Below are 18,904 nucleotides of genomic sequence, written 5' to 3'. Positions count from 1 at the left end.
TGCGGTGACGTCTTCAGTCTCTCAGCCACGCCTGGCCCTGGGCGCGCCCGCCCCTCACGCCTGCCCGGCCCCGGTGACGGGACCGGACGGGATCAGCCCTTCTCCAGGTACTGCTCCCTCTCGTCGTCCAGCAGGGCCTGAAGCGCCGTGTGCAGTCCCGGCAGGTGTTCCAGGTCCGGGTCGGCCGCGACGACCGCCGCGGCCTCCTCGCGGGCCTGGGCGATGATCTCCTCGTCGTCAATGACGGCGAGCATGCGCAAGCTGGTGCGGGCGCCGGACTGGGCCTGGCCGAGGACGTCTCCCTCGCGGCGCTGCTCGAGGTCGAGCCGGGAGAGTTCGAATCCGTCGAGTGTGGAGGCGACCGCGTTCAGCCGCCGGCGGGCCGCGCCGGCCTCCGGCATCTCGGTGACCAGGAGGCACAGACCGGGCGCCGAGCCCCGCCCGACCCGGCCGCGCAGCTGGTGCAGCTGTGAGACCCCGAAGCGGTCGGCGTCCATGATCACCACCACGGTGGCGTTCGGGACGTTGACACCGACCTCGATGACCGTCGTCGCGACCAGGACGTCGACCTCGCCGGCCGCGAACCGGCGCATCACCGCGTCCTTGTCGTCCGGCTGCATCCTGCCGTGCAGCACCTCGACCCGAAGGCCCTCCAGCGGCCCCTTGGCGAGCTGGTCCGCGACGTCGAGCACCGCGAGCGGCGGACGCTTCTCGGCCTCGTCCTCGGGCGACTTCCTCGCCTTCTTCGGGTCGTCCTCCTCGTCGCCGATCCGGGGACACACGACGTACGCCTGATGCCCGCCCGCCACCTCCTCCCGCACCCGCTCCCAGGCGCGCGCCAGGAAGTGCGGCTTGTCCGCGGCCGGAACGACATGGCTGGCGATCGGCGACCGACCGGCCGGAAGCTGGTCGAGGACGGAGGTCTCCAGGTCGCCGAAGACGGTCATGGCGACGGTCCGGGGAATCGGGGTGGCCGTCATGACCAGCAGGTGCGGCGGCTGCCTGCCCTTGCCGCGCAGTGCGTCCCGCTGCTCCACCCCGAACCGGTGCTGCTCGTCCACCACCACCAGCCCCAGATCGTGGAACTGCACCTTGTCCTCGATCAGGGCATGGGTGCCGATCACGATCCCGGCCTCCCCGGTGGCCAGGTCGAGCAGCGCCCGACGTCGCGCGGCGGCCCCCATGGAGCCGGTGAGCAGCACCACCTTGGTGGCCTGCTCGGCCCCGCCGAGCATCCCCCCCTCGGCCAGTTCGCCCATCATCTCCACGATCGACCGATGGTGCTGCTGGGCGAGCACCTCGGTGGGCGCGAGCATGGCGGCCTGCCCGCCCGCGTCCACGACGGCGAGCATGGCGCGCAGTGCCACCATGGTCTTGCCGCTGCCGACCTCCCCCTGGAGCAGCCGGTGCATCGGGTGCTCGGTCGCCAGGTCGTCGAAGATCTCCTTCGAGACCTTCCGCTGGCCCTCCGTGAGGGTGAAGGGCAGACGGGCGTCGAAGGCCGCGAGGAGGCCGTCCGGCTTCGGCTTGCGGGCCACCGCCGGGAGTTGGGTGTCCGCGTGGCGACGGCGTGCCAGGGCCACCTGGAGGACGAACGCCTCGTCCCACTTCAGACGGGAGCGGGCGTCGGCGATGTCCGCCTTCGTGTGCGGGCGGTGGATCTTCAGCAGGGCTTCGGGGAGGGAGACCAGGCCGCGGCCCGCGCGGAGCGACTCCGGGAGGGGGTCGACGGCCTCCTGGGCGCTGGGCAGCACCGTCTGCACCGCTTTGGCGATCTTCCAGGACTCCAGCTTGGCCGTGGCCGGGTAGAGCGGGATCAGGGCGCCCGCCCAGCTGTCCACGGTCTCGGCCGCGTCGTCGCCGCGCAGCAGTTCGTAGGCGGGGTGGGCGAGTTGGAGTCTGCGGTTGAACATCGAGACCTTGCCGGCGAACAGCGCGCGGGTGCCGGGCAGGAGTTCCTTGTGGGGCTTGTGCACGCCGTTGCCGAAGAAGACCAGTTGGATGCGGCCGCTGCCGTCGGTGATGGTCACCTCCAGGCGCTGGCCCTTGCCGCGGGGAGCCTTGGCCGAGGCGAAGGTGTGCAGGCGGGCGTCGGCGACCTGGGCGACCACCGTGACGTGCTCGTCCATGGGGAGGTCGGCCAGGTGGGTGAGCTGTCCGCGCTCCTCGTATCTGCGCGGGTAGTGGTGGAGGAGGTCACCGACGGTGTGCAGGCCGAGATGCTCGGCCATCACCTTCGCGGTGGCGGGGCCGAGCACTGACTTCAGTGGTTGTTTCAGTGGTTCTTCCAGTGCGGGCACGAGATCCATTGCACACCACCCCGCTGACAACACTGCACAGGTGTTGTAAAACCGCTGGTCAGCGGGGTGGTTTCGGGCCTACGATGACCCACCCCCGGCTCGCTTCGCGGTCACCGCCCCACCGGGACCGCCCGACCCCGCGCCGTCGAACGTCCCCCACCCGCGGCGCCGTGACGATGGATTCCCAGACCTCACAGTCCTCACCGGCCCCACAGTCGCCTACGTCAGCCCACACCTTCCAGGTCGACCTGCGCGGTCTGGTGGACCTGCTCTCCCATCACCTCTACTCCAGCCCCAAGGTCTATCTGCGCGAGCTGCTGCAGAACGCGGTGGACGCGATCACCGCCCGCCGCGCCGAGCAGCCGGACGCGCCCGCCACGGTCCGGCTGTACGCGGACGGCGGCGCGCTGCGCGTGGAGGACTCGGGCATCGGGCTCACCGAGTCCGATGTGCACAACCTCCTCGCCACCATCGGGCGCAGCTCCAAACGCGCCGACGACCTGCAGGAGGCGCGCTCCGACTTCCTCGGGCAGTTCGGCATCGGGCTGCTCGCGTGTTTCGTCGTCGCCGAGCGCATCCGGGTCGTCAGCCGCAGCGCCCGCACACCGGACGCGGCGCCCGTGGAGTGGACGGCCGCCGACGACGGTTCGTACGTCGTGCGCACGCTGCCGCCCGAGGCGCGGCCCGAACCCGGCACCACCGTGCACCTGGTGGCGCGCCCGGGTGCCGCCGACTGGCTCTCCGCGGACCGGGTGCGGTCCCTGGCACGGGACTTCGGGTCGCTGCTGCCGTACGACGTCCGGGTCGGCGACGAGCCGGTCACGGACCTGCCCGCGCCCTGGGACCGCGCCCACCCCTCCCCCGCCACCCGCAGGGTGGCCCTGGCGCGCCACTGTCACGACCTGTTCGGTTTCACCCCGCTGGACTCCATCGACCTGGGCGTGCCGCTCGCCGGCGTCCGAGGGGTGGCCTACGTGCTGCCGACCGCCGTCAGCCCGGCCCAGCGGGCGGGTCACCGGGTGCACCTGAAGGGCATGCTGCTGACGGAGCGGGCCGAACAGCTGCTGCCGGACTGGGCGTTCTTCGTGCGCTGTGTGCTCGACACGGACAGCCTGAGGCCCACGGCGTCGCGCGAGTCGCTGTACGAGGACGAGACGCTCGCCGCCGTCCGGGAGGCCCTCGGGGAGCGCATCCGGTCCTGGCTGACCTCTCTGGCCGCCGGTGACCCCGAGCGGCTCGCCGCCTTCCTGTCGGTGCACCACCTGGGCGTGAAGTCGCTGGCGCGGCACGACAAGGAGATGCTGCGCACGATGCTGCCGTGGCTCCCCTTCGAGACGACCGACGGGCGGCTGTCCCTGGAGGAGTTCGCGCAGCGGCACCCCGTCGTGCACTTCACGCGTACGGTGGAGGAGTACCGCCAGGTCGCTCCGATCGCGTCCGCGCAGGGCGTCGGTGTGGTCAACGGCGGCTACACCTACGACAGCGAGCTGATCGAGGCGCTGCCGTCGGTGCGTCCGGGCACGCCGGTCGCCGAACTGGACGCGGACACGGTGACCGCGCACCTGGACGCGGTCGACCCGGCCGAGGAGCTGGCCCTCGCCGCCTTCCTGGCGGCGGCGCGCGCCAGGCTCGACCCGCTGGGCTGCGATGTCGTGCTGCGCGCGTTCCACCCGCTGTCCGTGCCCGCGCTGCACCTGGACGACCGTGAGGCGCGCCACGAGCAGGCGCGGGCGGAGGCCGAGGAGCAGTCCGACGAGCTGTGGGCGGGCATCCTGGGCTCGCTGCGGGGCAGCGCTCCACGCGCGCGTCTGGTGCTCAACCACCTCAACCCGCTGGTCCGCAGGATCAGTTCGCTCGGCGACCCGGAGCTGATCGGCACCGCGACGGAGTCGCTGTACGGGCAGGCCCTGCTGATGGCCCAGCGGCCGCTCAGGCCCGCGGACTCCGCGCTGCTGAACCGTGCCTTCATCGGCCTTCTGGAATGGGCCACCCACACCGACTCGCCCAAGGACGGCCTCCGATGAGCCAGGTCATGGACTTCGACTCGCTGCGCCGGGCGATGGCGGAGAACTACGAGCAGCCGGAGGGCCCGGCCCGCAACGCGCGTGCGGAGCAGCTGCTGGTGGAGGCGGAGAGGCTGGGCGTACCGCTGGCCGTGATCGAGGCGCTCGGTCACCAGCTGAAGGTCTACAACTACAGCTCCGAGAAGGACAAGATGTTCGTCCCGTTCGCGCGGCTGCTGCGCATGTGGGACGAGCGTCCGGAGGACTTCGACGAGTACGAGTCCCATTCGCTGCACTGGGTGTTCAAGTGGATGTCGTCGGGCATGCTGGGCCAGCCGCACATCCCGCTCGCCTCCATGGAGAAGTGGCTCGGCGAGATGGAGCACCGCTACCGGCTGGCCGGGTACTCCGAACGGGCCGTGCGCAGCGCCGAGTTCAACATCGCCGCGCACATCGGGGACCTGGGGCGGGCCGAGCGTGCGTACGCCGCGTGGCTGGCCGCCGACCGGGACGCGATGGCCGACTGCCACGCGTGCGAGCTGCACGACCAGGGCTGGTGGCAGTCCCGCAGGGGCGAGGACGAGCGGGCGCTGGAGCTGTGGCGGCCGGTCCTTCGGGGCGAGCACGTCTGCGCGCACGAACCGCACGCCGTCCTTGCCTCCTCCCTGCTGCCGCTGCTGCGTCTGGGCCGTCCGGACGAGGCACGGGCGCACCACCTGCGCGGGCTGCGGCTGGTGCGGGCCATGGAGAGCATGCGGTCCTCGTACGCGGACCATGTGGAGTTCTGCGCGCTGACCGGCAACGAGGCCCGCGGCCTCGAACTGCTGGCCGAGCGGCCGGCGTACTTCACGGACTCCGGGGAGCCGCGCAGCAAGCTGGACTTCCTCGCCGTGGTGGCGCTGCTGATGGACCGGCTGGTCGAGCGCGGGCTCGGCGACCAGGTGGTGCCCGGCCCGGCGGGACGTGAGTGGGCGGCCCGGGAACTGGCCGCCCACGCGCGCGGTGAGGCGCTCGCGCTGGCCGCCCGGTTCGACGCGCGCAACGGCACCCCGTACGTCGGCGAGCGCACCCGGGAGCGCATGGACCGCCGCCCGCTGGTGGACCGGCTGCCGCTGGGCGTGCGCACGACGCGCCCGGCGCCGGTGGCGCCGCCCCCGCCCGCCCCGCAGGACGAGGAGCGGGACCTCGCGGACCTCCTCGCCGAGGCGCGGCGGCTGGCGGACGCCCTGGACCCGGCCGCCATGGACGCCTGGGCGGCCGTGGCGCGCGCCGCCGAGGGCCGGGAGCTGGATCCCCGGGACCAGGCGGACCTCGTCGACCACGAGGCGATGAGCCGGGGCCCGGACGGCGTCGAACTGTTCGAGCGGGCGGCCGGGTTGTACCTGGCCGCCGGTGACCCCGGTGAGGCGCTGGCGGCACGCGCGCGTGCGGCCTTCGTACGGTCCCTGACGGGCCGGCCGGACGAGGCGCTTCAGACGGTCACCGCGCTGCGCGGGGAGGCCCTCGCCCTGTTCGAGGCCGGTGGTACGGGAGTGCGGCAGACGGCGTCCGTCCTCGTCGGGCGGGCCCGCGTCCTGATGAACCGGCTGCACGAGGGCGGCGGCGACGCCGAAGCCGCCGAGGAGGCCGCCAGGGAGCTGCTGGCGTTCGCCGGGCCGAACACCGCCGACCGGCACCTGGCGTCGCGGGCCGCCGAGGCCAAGGCCATGCTCGGCGGGCTGGCGCTGCACGCCGGGGACCCGCGGGCCGGGGCGGAGCTGCTGGCGCGGGCGGCGGAGGAGTACGTGGCGGCGGGCCTGCCGTGGTTCGCGGTGGAGTACGAGGCACGGCTGGCCGGCGTCGCCCGGCAGCTCGGCGAGGCGGAGACGGCCGAGCGGGCGGCCCGTGCGGCGCTGGAGCACGGCCGGGGTCACCTGGAGCCGGTCGGACAGGCACAGCTGCACCTTCAGGTGGCGGAGGTGCTGGCGGCGTCGGAGCGGATCCCGGAGGCCGCCGGGCACGCCCTGGAAGCGGCGCACTGGGCCGACGAGGCGGGCGAGGGCCCGACGCTGGGCGCGTGGGCGCGGCACCAGCTGGGCGGGCTCCTGCTGCGGCAGGGGCGGTTCGCGGAGGCGGCGGAGGTGCTGGAGTCGGCGCTGCCCGATCTGACCGCCGAGACGCACGGTGACGGGGCGATCGTGCAGACCCGGTGGTGGCTCGGCGACTGCCACACGCAGCTGGGCGAGCACCGGGAGGCGGCCGAGCGATGGCTGCGGGCCGCGGAGATCGCGCGGCACTGGCCGGACCAGCGGGATCACGCCGTGCTGGCGCACCTGGCCGCCGAGGCGCTGGGCCGCGCGGACCTGCCGGCGGAGGCGGAGAGGGCGTACGCGCGCGCCGGTGAGCTGTGGCGCGAGCTGGGCAACACACCGGGCCTGGTGCGCGCGCTGCGGGCCCGCGCGTGGCTTGCGGCGGGCGGGGAGAAGGGCCTGGACGCGGGGCGGGAGCTGATGGCCGAGGCGGCGCGGGAGTGCTCCACCGCGGCGGACGCCGCGACGGACGACGACGCGCGGGCCCTGCTCGTCACCGAGTTCGGGCACACGCACCGCCAGTTGGGCGAGCTGGTCGCCCGGTCGGCAGGCGAGGGCGCGGACGAGGAGGCGACGCACGCGGTGTTCGAGGAGGCCCTGACGCACTTCACGGAGGCGATCGCAGCCTTCGCCTCCCTCGGCGCGGGCGCCCTCGGCCCGCGGACCGGCACGGAACTGGCCGCGGGATGGCTGGAGGCCGACCTCGGGCGCCCGGACGAGGCGTCGGCACGCGCGCGTGCGGTGCTGGCGGCCTGCCAGGACGCGGGCGCCGACGCCGATACGGCCGAGGCCCGGCGGGCGGAGGCGGAACGCCTGCTGGACCTCCTGGCCACCCGGCAGCAGCGGTGACGGACGCCGCCGGGCGTCCGCCTCCGTGGGGAGGGGCGCCCGGCGGCGTTCCGGATCACTCCACGCCGATCAGCAGCAGCGGCCCCTGGCGGCCGCCCCGGTACACCACCGTGTCGACCGCCAGGTACGCCTCGCGCACCCGCGCCTGAAGGTGCTCCGCGACGGCGTCCGGGGCCTCGTCGCCCAGGACCAGGGTGACCATCTCGCCGCCCGCCGCCAGCATGCGGTCGAGGACCGTTTCGGCCGTCGCCGGGACGTCGGAGCCGATGACCGCGACATCGCCGTCGATCAGGCCGAGGACGTCCCCGGCCTGGCAGATCCCGGCCATCGTCCAGGACCGCTCCGCCGCCACGGTCACCTCGGCGTACCGGGTGGCCCCGGCCGCCGACGTCATCGCCACGACGTCCTCGTCGAAGCGCCGCTCCGGCTCGTGCACGGCCAGCGCCGCGATGCCCTGCACCGCGGACCGGGTGGGGATCAGCGCCACGCGGACGCCCTCGGTGCGGGCCTGCTCGGCCGCGGCTGCCGCCGTGTGGCGCAGGTCGGCGTCGTTGGGCAGCAGCACGACCTCGCGCGCGTGCGCCCGCCGCACCGCCTCCACCAGCTCCCCGCTCGCCGGTGGCTCCCCCGGGCGGGCGAGCACGGTGGTCGCCCCGGCCTCCTGGTAGAGCCCGGCCAGGCCCTCGCCCGGTACCACGGCCACCACCGCCCGCTGCACCCGCTCGCGCGGCGGCCGCCCGGCGCCCGCGGTGTGCGCGTCGCCGGAGCCGAAGTGGGTGATCCGGATCCGGTGCGGCCGCCCGGCCTCGATGCCCGCCTCCACGGCGGCACCCGGGTCGTCGGCGTGCACATGGACGTTCCACAGCCCGTCCCCGCCGACCACGACGAGCGACTCCCCGAGCGCGTCGAGCCGCTCCCGCAGCCGCGCCACGGCCGCGTCGCCGGCCTCCAGGAGGTAGATCACCTCGTACGCGGGCCCGCCCCCGTCGGCGGAGCAGTCCCCGGAGCCCTGGCGGGGCACGGTGATCCTGGCATCCGGTACGCGCGCGTGGCCGCCGGAAGCGGTGGCCGACGCCTCCACGGCCACCCGGGGCGCCTCGCCGGTCAGCGTCTCCACCAGGGCAGCGAGCACCGCCACCAGCCCCCGGCCGCCCGCGTCGACGACTCCGGCGCGCTCCAGGACCGCCAGTTGTCCGGGCGTCGCCGCCAGGGCGGTCCACGCTCCCTCGTACGCCGCCCGTGCCACGCTGCCGCAGTCGCCCTCGGCGCCGGTGACCGCGTCCGCGGCGGCCGAGGCGACGCTCAGTACGGTGCCCTCCACGGGGTGAGCGACGGCCTGGCGCGCGGAGTCGGCGGCCTGCCTGAGGGCGAGCCGCAGGCCCTGCGCGTCGGCGTGGGCCGTCTCGCCGTCGGCGGCGAGCACCTGCGCCATGCCGCGCAGCAACTGCGCGAGGATCGTCCCGGAGTTGCCGCGGGCCCCGATGAGCGCGCCGTGCGCCATGGCCCGTACGGCGTCGGCGAGCGCCGGCCGCCCCTCTCCCCCGGCGGCGCCCGTCTCGTAGCCGGCGAAGACGGCCTCGACGGCCGCCGCGGCCGACTCCACGGTCAGATACAGGTTGGTGCCGGTGTCCCCGTCGGCCACCGGATAGACGTTGATCGCGTCGATCTCCTCGCGCGCCCGCCCCAGGGCCTGGAGGGCGAGAGAGCACCAGGTGCGCACCGCGAGAGCATCCAAGGGCTGCGGCACCTGCGCCACCCGCGCCTCCTTCAGCTGCTGGACGTGGAGGCAGCGTAGACCCCGGGGGGTCCGGTCCGGTACGTGGGCCGGGCGCGGGCCGTCCCACAGGGCCGCGCAGGGCCCGGCGGACCCGTGGTAGTTTCGTTCTACGGGCGCAGCGGATGTATGCTGCTCCGGTTGCCCGATCCAGGTCGGGCGTTTCCCCTGGCAGCGCCACTCAGATCCTGCGATCTCGATCCCGGCATGCCGGGACCAAACCGTAAGTGCATCTGAAGTCTTTGGAGTGACCCGTGGCTGCCAACTGCGACGTCTGCGGCAAGGGGCCGGGCTTCGGCAACAACATCTCGCACTCGCACCGCCGTACGTCCCGTCGCTGGAACCCGAACATCCAGCGTGTGCGTACCGTGGTGGGCGGGACGCCGAAGCGCGTGAACGCTTGCACCTCGTGCATCAAGGCCGGCAAGGTCTCGCGCTGACGCCAGTTAAGCGCGCGGCCACCGGTGGTTCGCTGCACTGAGCCGGTCCATCCCGATGGGCCGGCTTTTTGCTGTGCCCGCGCAGGCAGGGCCTGCCAGAATCCGCCGCATGCGCTTCGGCATCCTCGGCCCCCTCGACGTCCGCACCGATGACGGCACCCCGCTCGACACCGGAGGCCCCCGCCCCCGCGCGCTGCTGACCCTGCTTCTGCTCGGCGCCGGGCGGACCGTGTCCACCGAGCGGCTCACCGACGGCCTGTACGGCGACGAGCCGCCCGCCGGAGCCGCGAACGCCCTCCAGTCGCAGATCTCCCGCCTGCGCAGGCGGCTGGGCTCCCACGCGGAGATCGAGGCGGCTCCCACCGGCTACCGTCTCGCCGTCCTGCCCGACACGGTCGACGCGTACCGTTTCGAACGGCTCAGCCGCGAAGGCTCCGCGGCCCTGGCCGTCGGCGACCACCGCGCGGCGGCCACGACGCTGCGGGAGGCGCTCGCCCTGTGGCGCGGCCCGGCGCTCCCCGACCTTCCCGAAGCGCGGGCCGAGCACACCCGTCTCGAGGAGCTGCGGCTGGGCGCCCTGCAGGACCGCGCCGAGGCGGAACTCGCCCTCGGGGCAGGCTCCGCCCTGGTGCCGGAACTGCGTGCCCTGCTCGCCGCGCATCCCCTGAGCGAGCGTCTGTACGAGCTGCTGATGCGGGCCCTGCACGCGGCCGGGCGGCCCGCCGAGGCCCTCAAGGTCTACGAGCAGGCGCGTCGCACGCTCGCCGACGAACTCGGCACCGACCCCTCGCCCGGACTGTCCGCCCTCCACCGGGAGCTGCTGCGCGGCACGGGCCCCTCCCCGGCCCCCCGGTTGCCGGCCCAGCTGACCGGCTTCGTCGGCCGCGCCCCGGAGCTCGCCCGCATCCGCGCTCTCCTCACCGCGCCCGGCACCCGTCTGGTCACGCTGACCGGCCCGGGCGGCGCCGGCAAGACGCGGCTGGCCACGGAGGCGGCGCGCAGACACCCCGACGTCCACTTCGTCGAGCTGGCCCCGCTCACCGACGGCTCCGCCGTCCCGTACGCCGTCCTCACCGCGCTCGGTGTGCGCGACGGCTTCCGCGGGCCGGCCGTGGACGCCACGGAACGGCTGCTGGCCGCCCTGGAGGACCGTGAGGTGCTGCTGGTGCTCGACAACTGCGAGCACCTCGTCGAGGAGGCCGCACGCGTCGCCGCACTGCTGCTGGGCGCCTGCCCCGGCGTACGCGTCCTGGCCACCGGACGGGAGGCGCTGGGCATCACCGGCGAGGTGCTGTGCCCGGTGCCGCCGCTGCCGCCGGAGCACGCCGAGCGGCTGTTCGTGGACCGGGCCCGGGCGGTGCGGCCCGGCTTCGAGGGGCACGCGCGCGTGGCGGACGTCTGTGCCGCGCTCGACGGTCTGCCGCTGGCCATCGAGCTGGCCGCGGCCCGGCTGCGCACGCTGACCCCGGAGGAGCTGGCCGACCGTCTGGACGACCGGTTCCGGCTGCTGTCCCGGGGCGATCGCACCAAGGCGCCCCGGCACCGGACCCTGCGCGCGGTCGTGGAGTGGAGCTGGGACCTGCTGGACGACGAGGAGCGGGAGCTGGCCCGGCGGCTGTCCGTGTTCTCCGGCGGCGCGACCCTGGAGGCCGTGGAGGCGGTGTGCGGAGTGCCGTTTCCGGAGGACCTCATGGCGTCGCTCGCCGAGAAGTCGTTCCTGGAGGTGGCCGAGGGGCGCTACCGGATGCTGGAGACCATCCGCGCGTTCACCGCCGAGCACCTCGACCGGTCCGGAGAGCGGGAGCGGCTCAGGGAGGCGCACGCCGCGTACTGCCTGCGGCTGGCCGAGCGGGCGGAGCCGTACCTCCGCAGCGGGGAACAGCTGCCCTGGCTGGCCCTGCTCACCGCCGAGCACGGCAACCTGGAGGCGGCGCTGCGCCACCTCGTGTCCACCGCTCCCGGGGACGCCCTGCGCCTGATGGCCGACCTCGCCTGGTTCCGCCGGCTGCGCGGCCCGCACGGCGAGCAGGTTCCCCTGGCCCGGGCGCTGCTGGCGTCGGCGGGTGACGAACCGCCCGGGGGGCTGGCCGAGGAGTACGCCCTGTGCGTGATGAGCACGATCACCGGACGCGGCGACGACCCGGCCGAACCCGACCGCATCGCGCGGGCGTCCACGATCATGCGTGCTCTCGACAAGCCGCTGCGGCGGCCGTCCGCGATGGTCCTGTGGGCGCTCGCCGGGGGCCCGCTGCTGTCCCCCGACACGGAAGTCCACGCCGTCCAGGTCGGCGACGATCCCTGGGGCCGCGCGGTGCTGGACCTGGGCCTCGCCTACCAGGCGCTCTTCTCCGGCCGTGCAACCGCCTCGGAGGCCGCCTTCGTCCGTGCCCTGGCCGGCTTCCGGGCCACCGGCGACCGCTGGGGCATGGCCAACTGCCTCGATCCCCTCGGTGCCTTCGCCGACTGGCGCGGCGAGTACGGGCGGGCCCTGGAACTGTTCGACGAGGGCTTGGCGCACGCCCGGGAGCTCCAGGCGCCGGAGGAGACCGCGGACCTGCTGCGCTCCCGGGCGACCGTGCTGCTGCACCGCGGCGACTTCGCGGAGGCGGCCGCCCATTTCGAGCAGTCGGCCGCGCTGGCGCACTCCGCCGGCGCCCCGGACAAGGTGGCGGGCGCCCGGCGCGGGCTGGGCGACCTGGCCCGGCGGTCCGGCGACACGGCGCACGCGCGCGTGCGGTACGAGAAGGCCCTTCAGACCTGCGCGGCCAACTGGTTCAGCGCCGGGGAGACCGTCCGCATCCTCATCGGCATCGGCCGCACGGCCGCCGCCGAGGGGGGCCTGGAGGAGGCCCGCGGCTGGCTGGCGCAGGCCGCCGATCTCGCCGCCGGGCAGCCGGGCGTGCTGGAACTCGCGGAGAGCGCCGAGGCGTTGGCGTCGGTCGCCGAGTCGCCCGAGCATGCGGCCGTGCTCCTCGGCGCGGCCACGGCCCTGCGGGGCGCACCGCTGCTGGGCGACCCCGATGTCGAGGACGTCCGCCGGGCCACCCGCGCGAGGCTGTCCCCTCAGGCGTACGGCAAGGCCTTCGACGAGGGCCGGCGGCTGCGGTCAGCGGCGGTCAGCGAACGGTAGGGGCCCGGTCAGCGGCCCCGGCGACGCTCCTCGCCATGACGAACACACACCGCCTCGGCCACCTGAAGGTCCTCGTCTCCGGCGCGAGCGTCGCCGGACCCGCGATCGCGCTGAACCTCGCCCGGTACGGCGCCCGCGTCACCGTCGTGGAGAAGGCGCCCGCCCTGCGCGGCGGCGGCTTCGCGGTCGACTTCCGCGGCCCTGTGCACCGCAGGGTGCTGACCGCGATGGGCATCTGGGACGACATCCGGGCCCACCAGACCCACATGGGCGTCCAGACCGTCGTCGGCCCCGACGGGAACCCGCGCGTCGATCTGCCGTCCCAGATGATGAGCGGCGATGTGGAGATCTTCCGCGGCGACCTCGCCCGGATCATGTACGAACACACCAGGGACCGGGCGGAGTACGTGTTCGGCGACTCCATCGCCACGCTCACCGACACCCCCGACGGCGTCGACGTCACCTTCGAGCGCGGCGCGCCCCGCCGCTTCGACCTCGTCGTCGCCGCCGACGGTCTGCACTCGCACACCCGTCGGCTCGTCTTCGGCGACGAGTCCCGGTACCTGCGCTTCTTCGACCACTACGTGGCCGGCTTCGAGATCCCCAACCACCTGGGCCTCGACCGCACGGGCCGCCTGTACAGCGAGCCCGGCCGGGCGGTCGTCATCGGCAACTACGACGGCGATCCGGACCGCGCGGGCGCTCTGCTGGTCTTCCGCTCCGAGCGGCTCGCCTACGACCGCCGGGACACGGCCGCGCAGAAACGGATCATCGCCGAGCGGTTCGCGGGCATGGGCTGGGAGACCCCGGCGGTCCTCAAGGCCCTCGAGAACGCCGACGACCTGTACTTCGACGCGATCGCCCAGATCCATGCCGAGCGCCTCACCAAGGGACGCGTGGCGCTGCTCGGGGACGCCGGGTACGGCGCCACGATGGGCGGGATGGGCACCGGCGTGGCGGTCGTCGGCGCGTACGTCCTGGCCGGTGAACTCGCCCTCGCGGGCGGCGACCACCGAACCGCCCTGGCCGCGTACGAGGCGCGGATCCGGGACTTCGCCAAGGGCTGCCAGAAGATATCCGGAAACGCGGGTCCGTTCTTCGCCCCGGCCACCGAGCGGCGGATCCGCAGCCGGGACCGGATGTACCGGCTGCTGAGCTCCCGGCTCCTCGCGGGCTTCTTCAGGCGGCTGACGGAGAAGGCGGCGACGGCCGTCGATCTGCCGGAGTACCCGGTGTGAGGCCCGGTCTACGCTTCGATGTCCGCGAAGTGGTCCCAGCCCCCCTTGCTGGTCCACGGCGCCCCGTCCACCGTCACCTGGGGCAGCGCCGACGGGTTGAGGACCTCGCCGATCACCTTCCAGCGGGCCGGCAGCTTCACGTCCGGCGGGAAGGTGGCGACGATCGCGTGGTCCTCGCCGCCGGTGAGCACCCACTGCAGGGGGTCCACGCCCACGGCCTGCCCGATGTCGTTCATCTGGGACGGGATGTCGATGGCGCCGGAGCGGACGTCGATCCGCACCTTGCTCGCCTCCGCGATGTGGCCGAGGTCGGCGATGAGCCCGTCGCTGACGTCGCACATCGCGGTGGCGCCGAGCCCGGCGGCGGCCGGACCCGCGTGGTAGGGCGGCTCCGGGCGCCGGTGCGCCTCCACGAACGCACGGGGCGAGCGGAAGCCCCGGGAGAGCACCGCGTACCCGGCCGCGGACCAGCCGAGCCAGCCGGTGACGGCGACCACGTCGCCGGGCTGGGCGCCGGCCCGGGTGACCGGCTCGTGGTTGCGCAGGTCGCCGAGCGCGGTGATCGAGATCATGATGCTGTCGCCGCGGACGACGTCGCCGCCGACCACCGCCGCTCCGGCGACCTGGCACTCGTCGCGCAGCCCGTCCATCATCTCGGTCGGCCAGGTGGCGGGCAGTTCGGCGGGGACGACCAGACCGAGCAGCAGCGCGGTCGGCACGGCGCCCATGGCGGCGATGTCCGCGAGGTTCTGCGCGGCCGCCTTGCGGCCGACGTCGTACGCCGTCGACCAGTCGCGGCGGAAGTGCCGGCCCTCCAGCAGGATGTCGGTGCTCGCCACCACCCTGCGGTCGGGCGCGGCGACCACCGCGGCGTCGTCGCCGGGGCCGACCCGGACCGCCGGGGTGGTGGTGAGCCGGGAGGTGAGCTCCCTGATGAGCCCGAACTCGCCCAGCTCGCCCACGGTGCCCTTCATCGTCGTACGTCCCCTTCTCTTGCCTTCCGCGCCCGGTCGCGAGCCCTCGTCGTCCCCGGTACGGTCGTGTCGACCGTCACCCTGTGTCGCCGGTGTCGCCCGGCGCTCACGCCACAGTCGCCGCGGGTCTCCCCCCGGCGAGCGGCGACGCGGTACCGTGGCGTCCCTTCTCTCCACATGATCCTCGTGGCCGCCCTGGAGGTTCCGTGGTACAGGCGTACATCCTGATCCAGACGGAGGTCGGCAAGGCGTCGACCGTCGCCGAGACGATCAGCAAGATCCCTGGAGTGCTCCAGGCCGAGGACGTGACAGGTCCGTACGACGTCATCGTGCGCGCCCAGGCCGACACCGTCGACGAACTCGGCCGCATGGTGGTCGCGAAGGTCCAGCAAGTGGACGGCATCACCCGCACCCTGACCTGCCCGGTGGTGCATCTGTAGCCCCCGTCTACGCTTGCCCGGTGAACATCCTGCGTCACCGGCTGCTCCCTCTGCCCGCCCTCGCCCTGCTGATCGCCGCCGTGGGCTGCACCTCGAGCGACGCGCACCCCTCGGCGGCGGTTCCCAGTCCGGACGCGAAGGTCGCGAAGCTGTGCCGGAACCTGGACAAGGTGCTGCCGCGCAAGGTCGGCGGCCAGGGCCGGAACGACCCCGAGCCCCGGTCCGCGCTGACGGCGGGCTGGGGAAGCCCGGCGATCATACTGCGCTGCGGGGTGCCCCGGCCCGCGGAGATGTCGGACCCGGAGGCCGACGGGGCGGACGTGAACGGGGTGGGCTGGCTGCTGCAGAAGGAGAACGACGGGTCGTTCCGGTTCACGACGACACTGCGGCAGGCATACGTCGAGGTGAGCATCCCGAAGGCGCGTACCGCCGAGGGTGTGGCGCCCCTCGTCGACGTGGCGCCGGCCATCAAGGAGGCGATCCCCGAGGGGATCGCCTCCTGAGCCGTGCGGTCTGCTCTCAGCGCAGCCCGGTCGGACGGTTCAGCGCCGCCCGGATCAGGCGGTCCACCAGCTCCGGGTAGGAGATCCCGCTCGCCTGCCACATCTGCGGGTACATGGAGATGGGTGTGAACCCGGGCATCGTGTTGATCTCGTTGATCACGAACTCGCCCTCCTCCGTCAGGAAGAAGTCCGCGCGGACCAGCCCCTCGCAGGACGCGGCCTCGAACGCCGCCACCGCGAGGCGCTGCACCTCGGCGGTCTGCTCGCCGGTCAGCGGGGCGGGCACGACACCGGGCGTGGAGTCGATGTACTTCGCCTCGAAGTCGTAGTAGGCGTGCGTGTCCGGCGGCGGGATCTCGGCCGGTACGGAGGCGCGCGGGCCGTCCTCGAACTCCAGCACGCCGCACTCGATCTCGCGGCCCCGCACCGCCGCCTCGACCAGGATCTTCGGGTCGTGCCGCTGGGCCTCGGCGATGGCCTCGTCGAGGCCGGAGAGGTCCTCGACCTTGGTGATGCCGATCGAGGAACCCGCGCGCGCGGGCTTCACGAACAGCGGCCAGCCGTGTTCGCCGGCGAAGTCGACGATCTTCTTGCGGGCGGCGGACTCGTCGTGCCGCCACTCACGCGGCCGGATCACCATGTACGGGCCCACCTCGAGCCCGAACGAGACGAACACCCGCTTCATGTACTCCTTGTCCTGGCCGACGGCCGAGGCGAGCACGCCCGAACCCACGTACGGGACGCCGGACAGCTCCAGCAGGCCCTGGAGGGTACCGTCCTCGCCGTAGGGGCCGTGCAGCACGGGGAAGACCACGTCGACCTCGCCCAGGGCCTTGGGCACCGATCCGGGCTCGCTGTAGACGACTTCGCGGCTCGCCGGGTCGACGGGCAGGACGACGCCGCCCTCCTGGGACTCCGCGAGATCCTCGACGCTCGGCGTACGGCGGTCGGTGATCGCCATGCGCTCCGGCTCGTCGGCGGTGAGCGCCCAACGGCCGTCCTGCGTGATACCGATCGGCAGGACGTCGTACGTCGTCCGGTCGATGGCGCGCAGCACCGCGCCGGCGGTGACCACGGAGATCCCGTGTTCGGAGCTGCGGCCGCCGAAGACGACGGCGACGCGCGGCTTGCGGGGTGGCTGCCCAGGGCTCTGGGGGAGGTTCTCGGTGCTCATATCGCGATGAGAGTACCCGTAGGTTGTGCCCTGGGTCAGCGTGCGCCCCGCAGGCGAACGATCAAAAACGGGGAGGGATCGCTCAGCGTCGTTCGGGCTTCGCGCTGCGCGACATCAGTTCCTTCAGGGCGACCACCGGGGGCTTGCCCTCGTGGACGATGCCGACGACCGTCTCCGTGATCGGCATGTCGACACCGTGCCGGCGGGCCAGATCCAGCACGGACTCGCAGGACTTGACTCCCTCGGCGGTCTGCCGGGTGACCGCGATGGTCTCCTCCAGGGTCATGCCCTTGCCGAGGTTGGTGCCGAAGGTGTGGTTGCGCGACAGCGGCGAGGAGCAGGTCGCGACCAGGTCGCCCAGTCCGGCCAGGCCCGAGAACGTCAGCGGGTCGGCGCCCATGGCGAGACCGAGCCGGGTCGTCTCGGCGAGCCCGCGGGTGATGAGCGAGCCCTTGGCGTTGTCGCCGAGACCCATCCCGTCCGCGATGCCGACCGCCAGGCCGATGACGTTCTTGACCGCGCCGCCCAGTTCGCAGCCGACGACGTCCGTGTTGGTGTACGGGCGGAAGTACGGCGTGTGGCACACGGTCTGCAGCCGCTGTGCGACGGCCTCGTCGGTGCAGGCGACCACGGCGGCGGCGGGCATGCGCGCGGCGATCTCGCGGGCCAGGTTGGGCCCGGTGACCACGGCGACACGTTCCGGAACGACCTTGGCGACGTCCTCGATGACCTCGCTCATTCGCATGGCGGAGCCGAGTTCGACGCCCTTCATCAGGGAGACCAGGATCGTGTGGGGCGCGAACAGCGGCGCCCATTCGGCGAGGTTCCCGCGCAGGGTCTGGGAGGGGATCGCGAGTATCGCGAAGTCCGCGTCGCGGGCGGCCTCGGCGGGGTCCGTGGTGGCGCGCAGGTTCGCGGGGAGTTCCACACCCGGCAGGTAGTCCGGGTTCGTCCGGGTGGAGTTGACCGCCTCGACGAGTTCGGCGCGGCGCGCGCAGAGGGTGACCTCGCACCCGGCGTCGGCGAGCACCATGCCGAACGCCGTCCCCCACGACCCCGTTCCGAACACGGCCGCCTTGACCGGCTTGCTCACTGGCCCTGCCCCTCCTTCTCCCGTGCCTTGTGCTGTGCGGCGGACCGGCGGCGCTGTTCGATGCGCACCTCGCGCGGGTCGTACGGCCTCTCGGGCGCCTTCTCGCCGCGGATCTCCTCCAGCTGGCGGGTGATGGCGGCCATGATGACCTCCGTCGCCTCCTTCAGGAGGTCGGGGGACATCTCCTTGCCGTAGAAGCGCGTGAGGTCCACGGGCGGCCCGGCGAGCACGTGGTGCGTCTTGCGCGGGAAGAGGTCGGGCTTCTTGGCGTAGGGCGGGAGCAGCTCGTTGGCGCCCCACTGGGCGACGGGGATGACCGGGCACCTGGTCTGCAGGGCGACGCGGGCGGCGCCGGTCTTGCCGGTCATGGGCCAGCCGTTCGGGTCGCGGGTGAGGGTGCCCTCGGGGTAGAAGGCGACGCACTCGCCGCGCTCCACGGCGTCGATGGCGGCCCGGAAGGCGCTGAGCGCGTCGGTGGACTCGCGGTAGACGGGGATCTGGCCGGTGCCGCGCATCGCGGCGCCGACGAATCCCTTCTTGAAAAGGCCGCTCTTCGCGAGGAATCGGGGAACGCGCCCGGTGTTGTACTGGAAGTGGGCGTAGGCGAAGGGGTCCACATGGGAATTGTGGTTCACCACGGTGATAAATCCGCCCTCGGCCGGAATGTTCTCCATTCCGCGCCAGTCCCGCTTGAGCAGAACCACCAGTGGCGGTTTGCAGAGGACCGCTGCGAAGCGGTACCAGAAGCCGATTCTGCGGCGGGGCACGCGGACACCTTCCTTTAGGGACCCGGCACGGGGGCCTGGCGCTTGGCTGTGGGCCGCACAAGTGTCGCCCCGGGCCGCCCGTCTGTCGAGAACACCGTACGCCCGCCTGTCTCCGCGAACCGCGCCGCGTCGGGCTTCGGACATGTTCTC

At 73.6% G+C, this 18,904-nt stretch carries 13 protein-coding genes; 7 read left to right on the top strand and 6 right to left on the bottom strand.

The features are described 5' to 3' along the window. Window positions 1–92: 92 nt before the first annotated feature. A complete protein-coding gene (gene recG, locus AC5WS8_RS21710) occupies window positions 93–2,309 on the bottom strand; it encodes an ATP-dependent DNA helicase RecG (RefSeq protein WP_496105103.1) in 2,217 nt (738 codons plus the stop codon). 167 nt (window positions 2,310–2,476) lie between these two features. Here recG and AC5WS8_RS21705 point away from each other — a divergent pair, with 167 nt between their 5' ends. Both AC5WS8_RS21705 and AC5WS8_RS21700 read left to right on the top strand, forming a co-directional pair. Next, complete coding sequence (locus tag AC5WS8_RS21705; RefSeq protein ID WP_496105102.1) at window positions 2,477–4,324, top strand: HSP90 family protein; 1,848 nt, start codon at window positions 2,477–2,479, stop codon at window positions 4,322–4,324. Beyond that, on the top strand, window positions 4,321–7,221 hold the full coding sequence (locus tag AC5WS8_RS21700; RefSeq protein WP_496105101.1) for a tetratricopeptide repeat protein: 2,901 nt from the start codon (window positions 4,321–4,323) through the stop codon (window positions 7,219–7,221). Before AC5WS8_RS21705 ends, AC5WS8_RS21700 begins: the two co-directional genes overlap by 4 nt. Window positions 7,222–7,276: 55 nt before the next feature. On the opposite strand, the gene AC5WS8_RS21695 is transcribed toward AC5WS8_RS21700, so the two are convergent. Further along, window positions 7,277–8,977 (bottom strand): DAK2 domain-containing protein, encoded by a 1,701-nt coding sequence (locus AC5WS8_RS21695; RefSeq protein ID WP_496105100.1) that lies wholly within the window; start codon window positions 8,975–8,977, stop codon window positions 7,277–7,279. Window positions 8,978–9,249: 272 nt separating this feature from the next. Here AC5WS8_RS21695 and rpmB point away from each other — a divergent pair, with 272 nt between their 5' ends. The 3 genes from rpmB to AC5WS8_RS21680 all read left to right on the top strand — a co-directional run bounded on the left by rpmB (window position 9,250) and on the right by AC5WS8_RS21680 (window position 13,803). Continuing rightward, window positions 9,250–9,435, top strand: a complete 186-nt coding sequence (gene rpmB / locus AC5WS8_RS21690) for a 50S ribosomal protein L28 (protein ID WP_003993230.1) — start codon at window positions 9,250–9,252, stop codon at window positions 9,433–9,435. A 109-nt stretch (window positions 9,436–9,544) separates the two neighbouring features. Further along, entirely contained in the window at window positions 9,545–12,565 is a 3,021-nt protein-coding gene (locus AC5WS8_RS21685) for an AfsR/SARP family transcriptional regulator (RefSeq protein WP_496105099.1), read from the top strand. Between the two features lie 35 nt (window positions 12,566–12,600). Next, window positions 12,601–13,803 (top strand): FAD-dependent monooxygenase, encoded by a 1,203-nt coding sequence (locus AC5WS8_RS21680; protein ID WP_496105098.1) that lies wholly within the window; start codon window positions 12,601–12,603, stop codon window positions 13,801–13,803. A gap of 8 nt (window positions 13,804–13,811) precedes the next feature. Here AC5WS8_RS21680 and AC5WS8_RS21675 read toward each other — a convergent pair whose 3' ends face one another. Further along, window positions 13,812–14,777, bottom strand: coding sequence for a thiamine-phosphate kinase (locus tag AC5WS8_RS21675; RefSeq protein WP_496105097.1), 966 nt, complete (start codon window positions 14,775–14,777; stop codon window positions 13,812–13,814). 206 nt (window positions 14,778–14,983) lie between these two features. On the opposite strand from AC5WS8_RS21675, the gene AC5WS8_RS21670 reads away from it, so the two are divergent. After that, on the top strand, window positions 14,984–15,217 hold the full coding sequence (locus tag AC5WS8_RS21670; RefSeq protein ID WP_059252806.1) for an Lrp/AsnC family transcriptional regulator: 234 nt from the start codon (window positions 14,984–14,986) through the stop codon (window positions 15,215–15,217). 20 nt (window positions 15,218–15,237) lie between these two features. Beyond that, window positions 15,238–15,720, top strand: a complete 483-nt coding sequence (locus AC5WS8_RS21665) for a DUF3515 domain-containing protein (protein ID WP_496105096.1) — start codon at window positions 15,238–15,240, stop codon at window positions 15,718–15,720. A gap of 16 nt (window positions 15,721–15,736) precedes the next feature. On the opposite strand, the gene AC5WS8_RS21660 is transcribed toward AC5WS8_RS21665, so the two are convergent. The 3 genes from AC5WS8_RS21660 to AC5WS8_RS21650 form a co-directional block, all read right to left on the bottom strand. After that, entirely contained in the window at window positions 15,737–16,894 is a 1,158-nt protein-coding gene (locus AC5WS8_RS21660; RefSeq protein ID WP_496105095.1) for a D-alanine--D-alanine ligase family protein, read from the bottom strand. 82 nt (window positions 16,895–16,976) lie between these two features. Continuing rightward, window positions 16,977–17,987 carry an NAD(P)H-dependent glycerol-3-phosphate dehydrogenase gene (locus tag AC5WS8_RS21655; protein WP_496105094.1) on the bottom strand — a complete coding sequence of 337 codons (1,011 nt, stop codon included), beginning with the start codon at window positions 17,985–17,987 and terminating at the stop codon, window positions 16,977–16,979. Beyond that, window positions 17,984–18,754, bottom strand: a complete 771-nt coding sequence (locus tag AC5WS8_RS21650; protein WP_496105093.1) for a lysophospholipid acyltransferase family protein — start codon at window positions 18,752–18,754, stop codon at window positions 17,984–17,986. The genes AC5WS8_RS21655 and AC5WS8_RS21650 overlap by 4 nt, the downstream gene beginning before the upstream one ends. Window positions 18,755–18,904 lie beyond the last annotated feature (150 nt).

The sequence above is a fragment of the Streptomyces sp. PTL18 genome (assembly GCF_059510295.1).
Note: the sequence above shows the minus strand (reverse complement) of the source record. Positions and strands in the feature narration are given on the sequence as shown.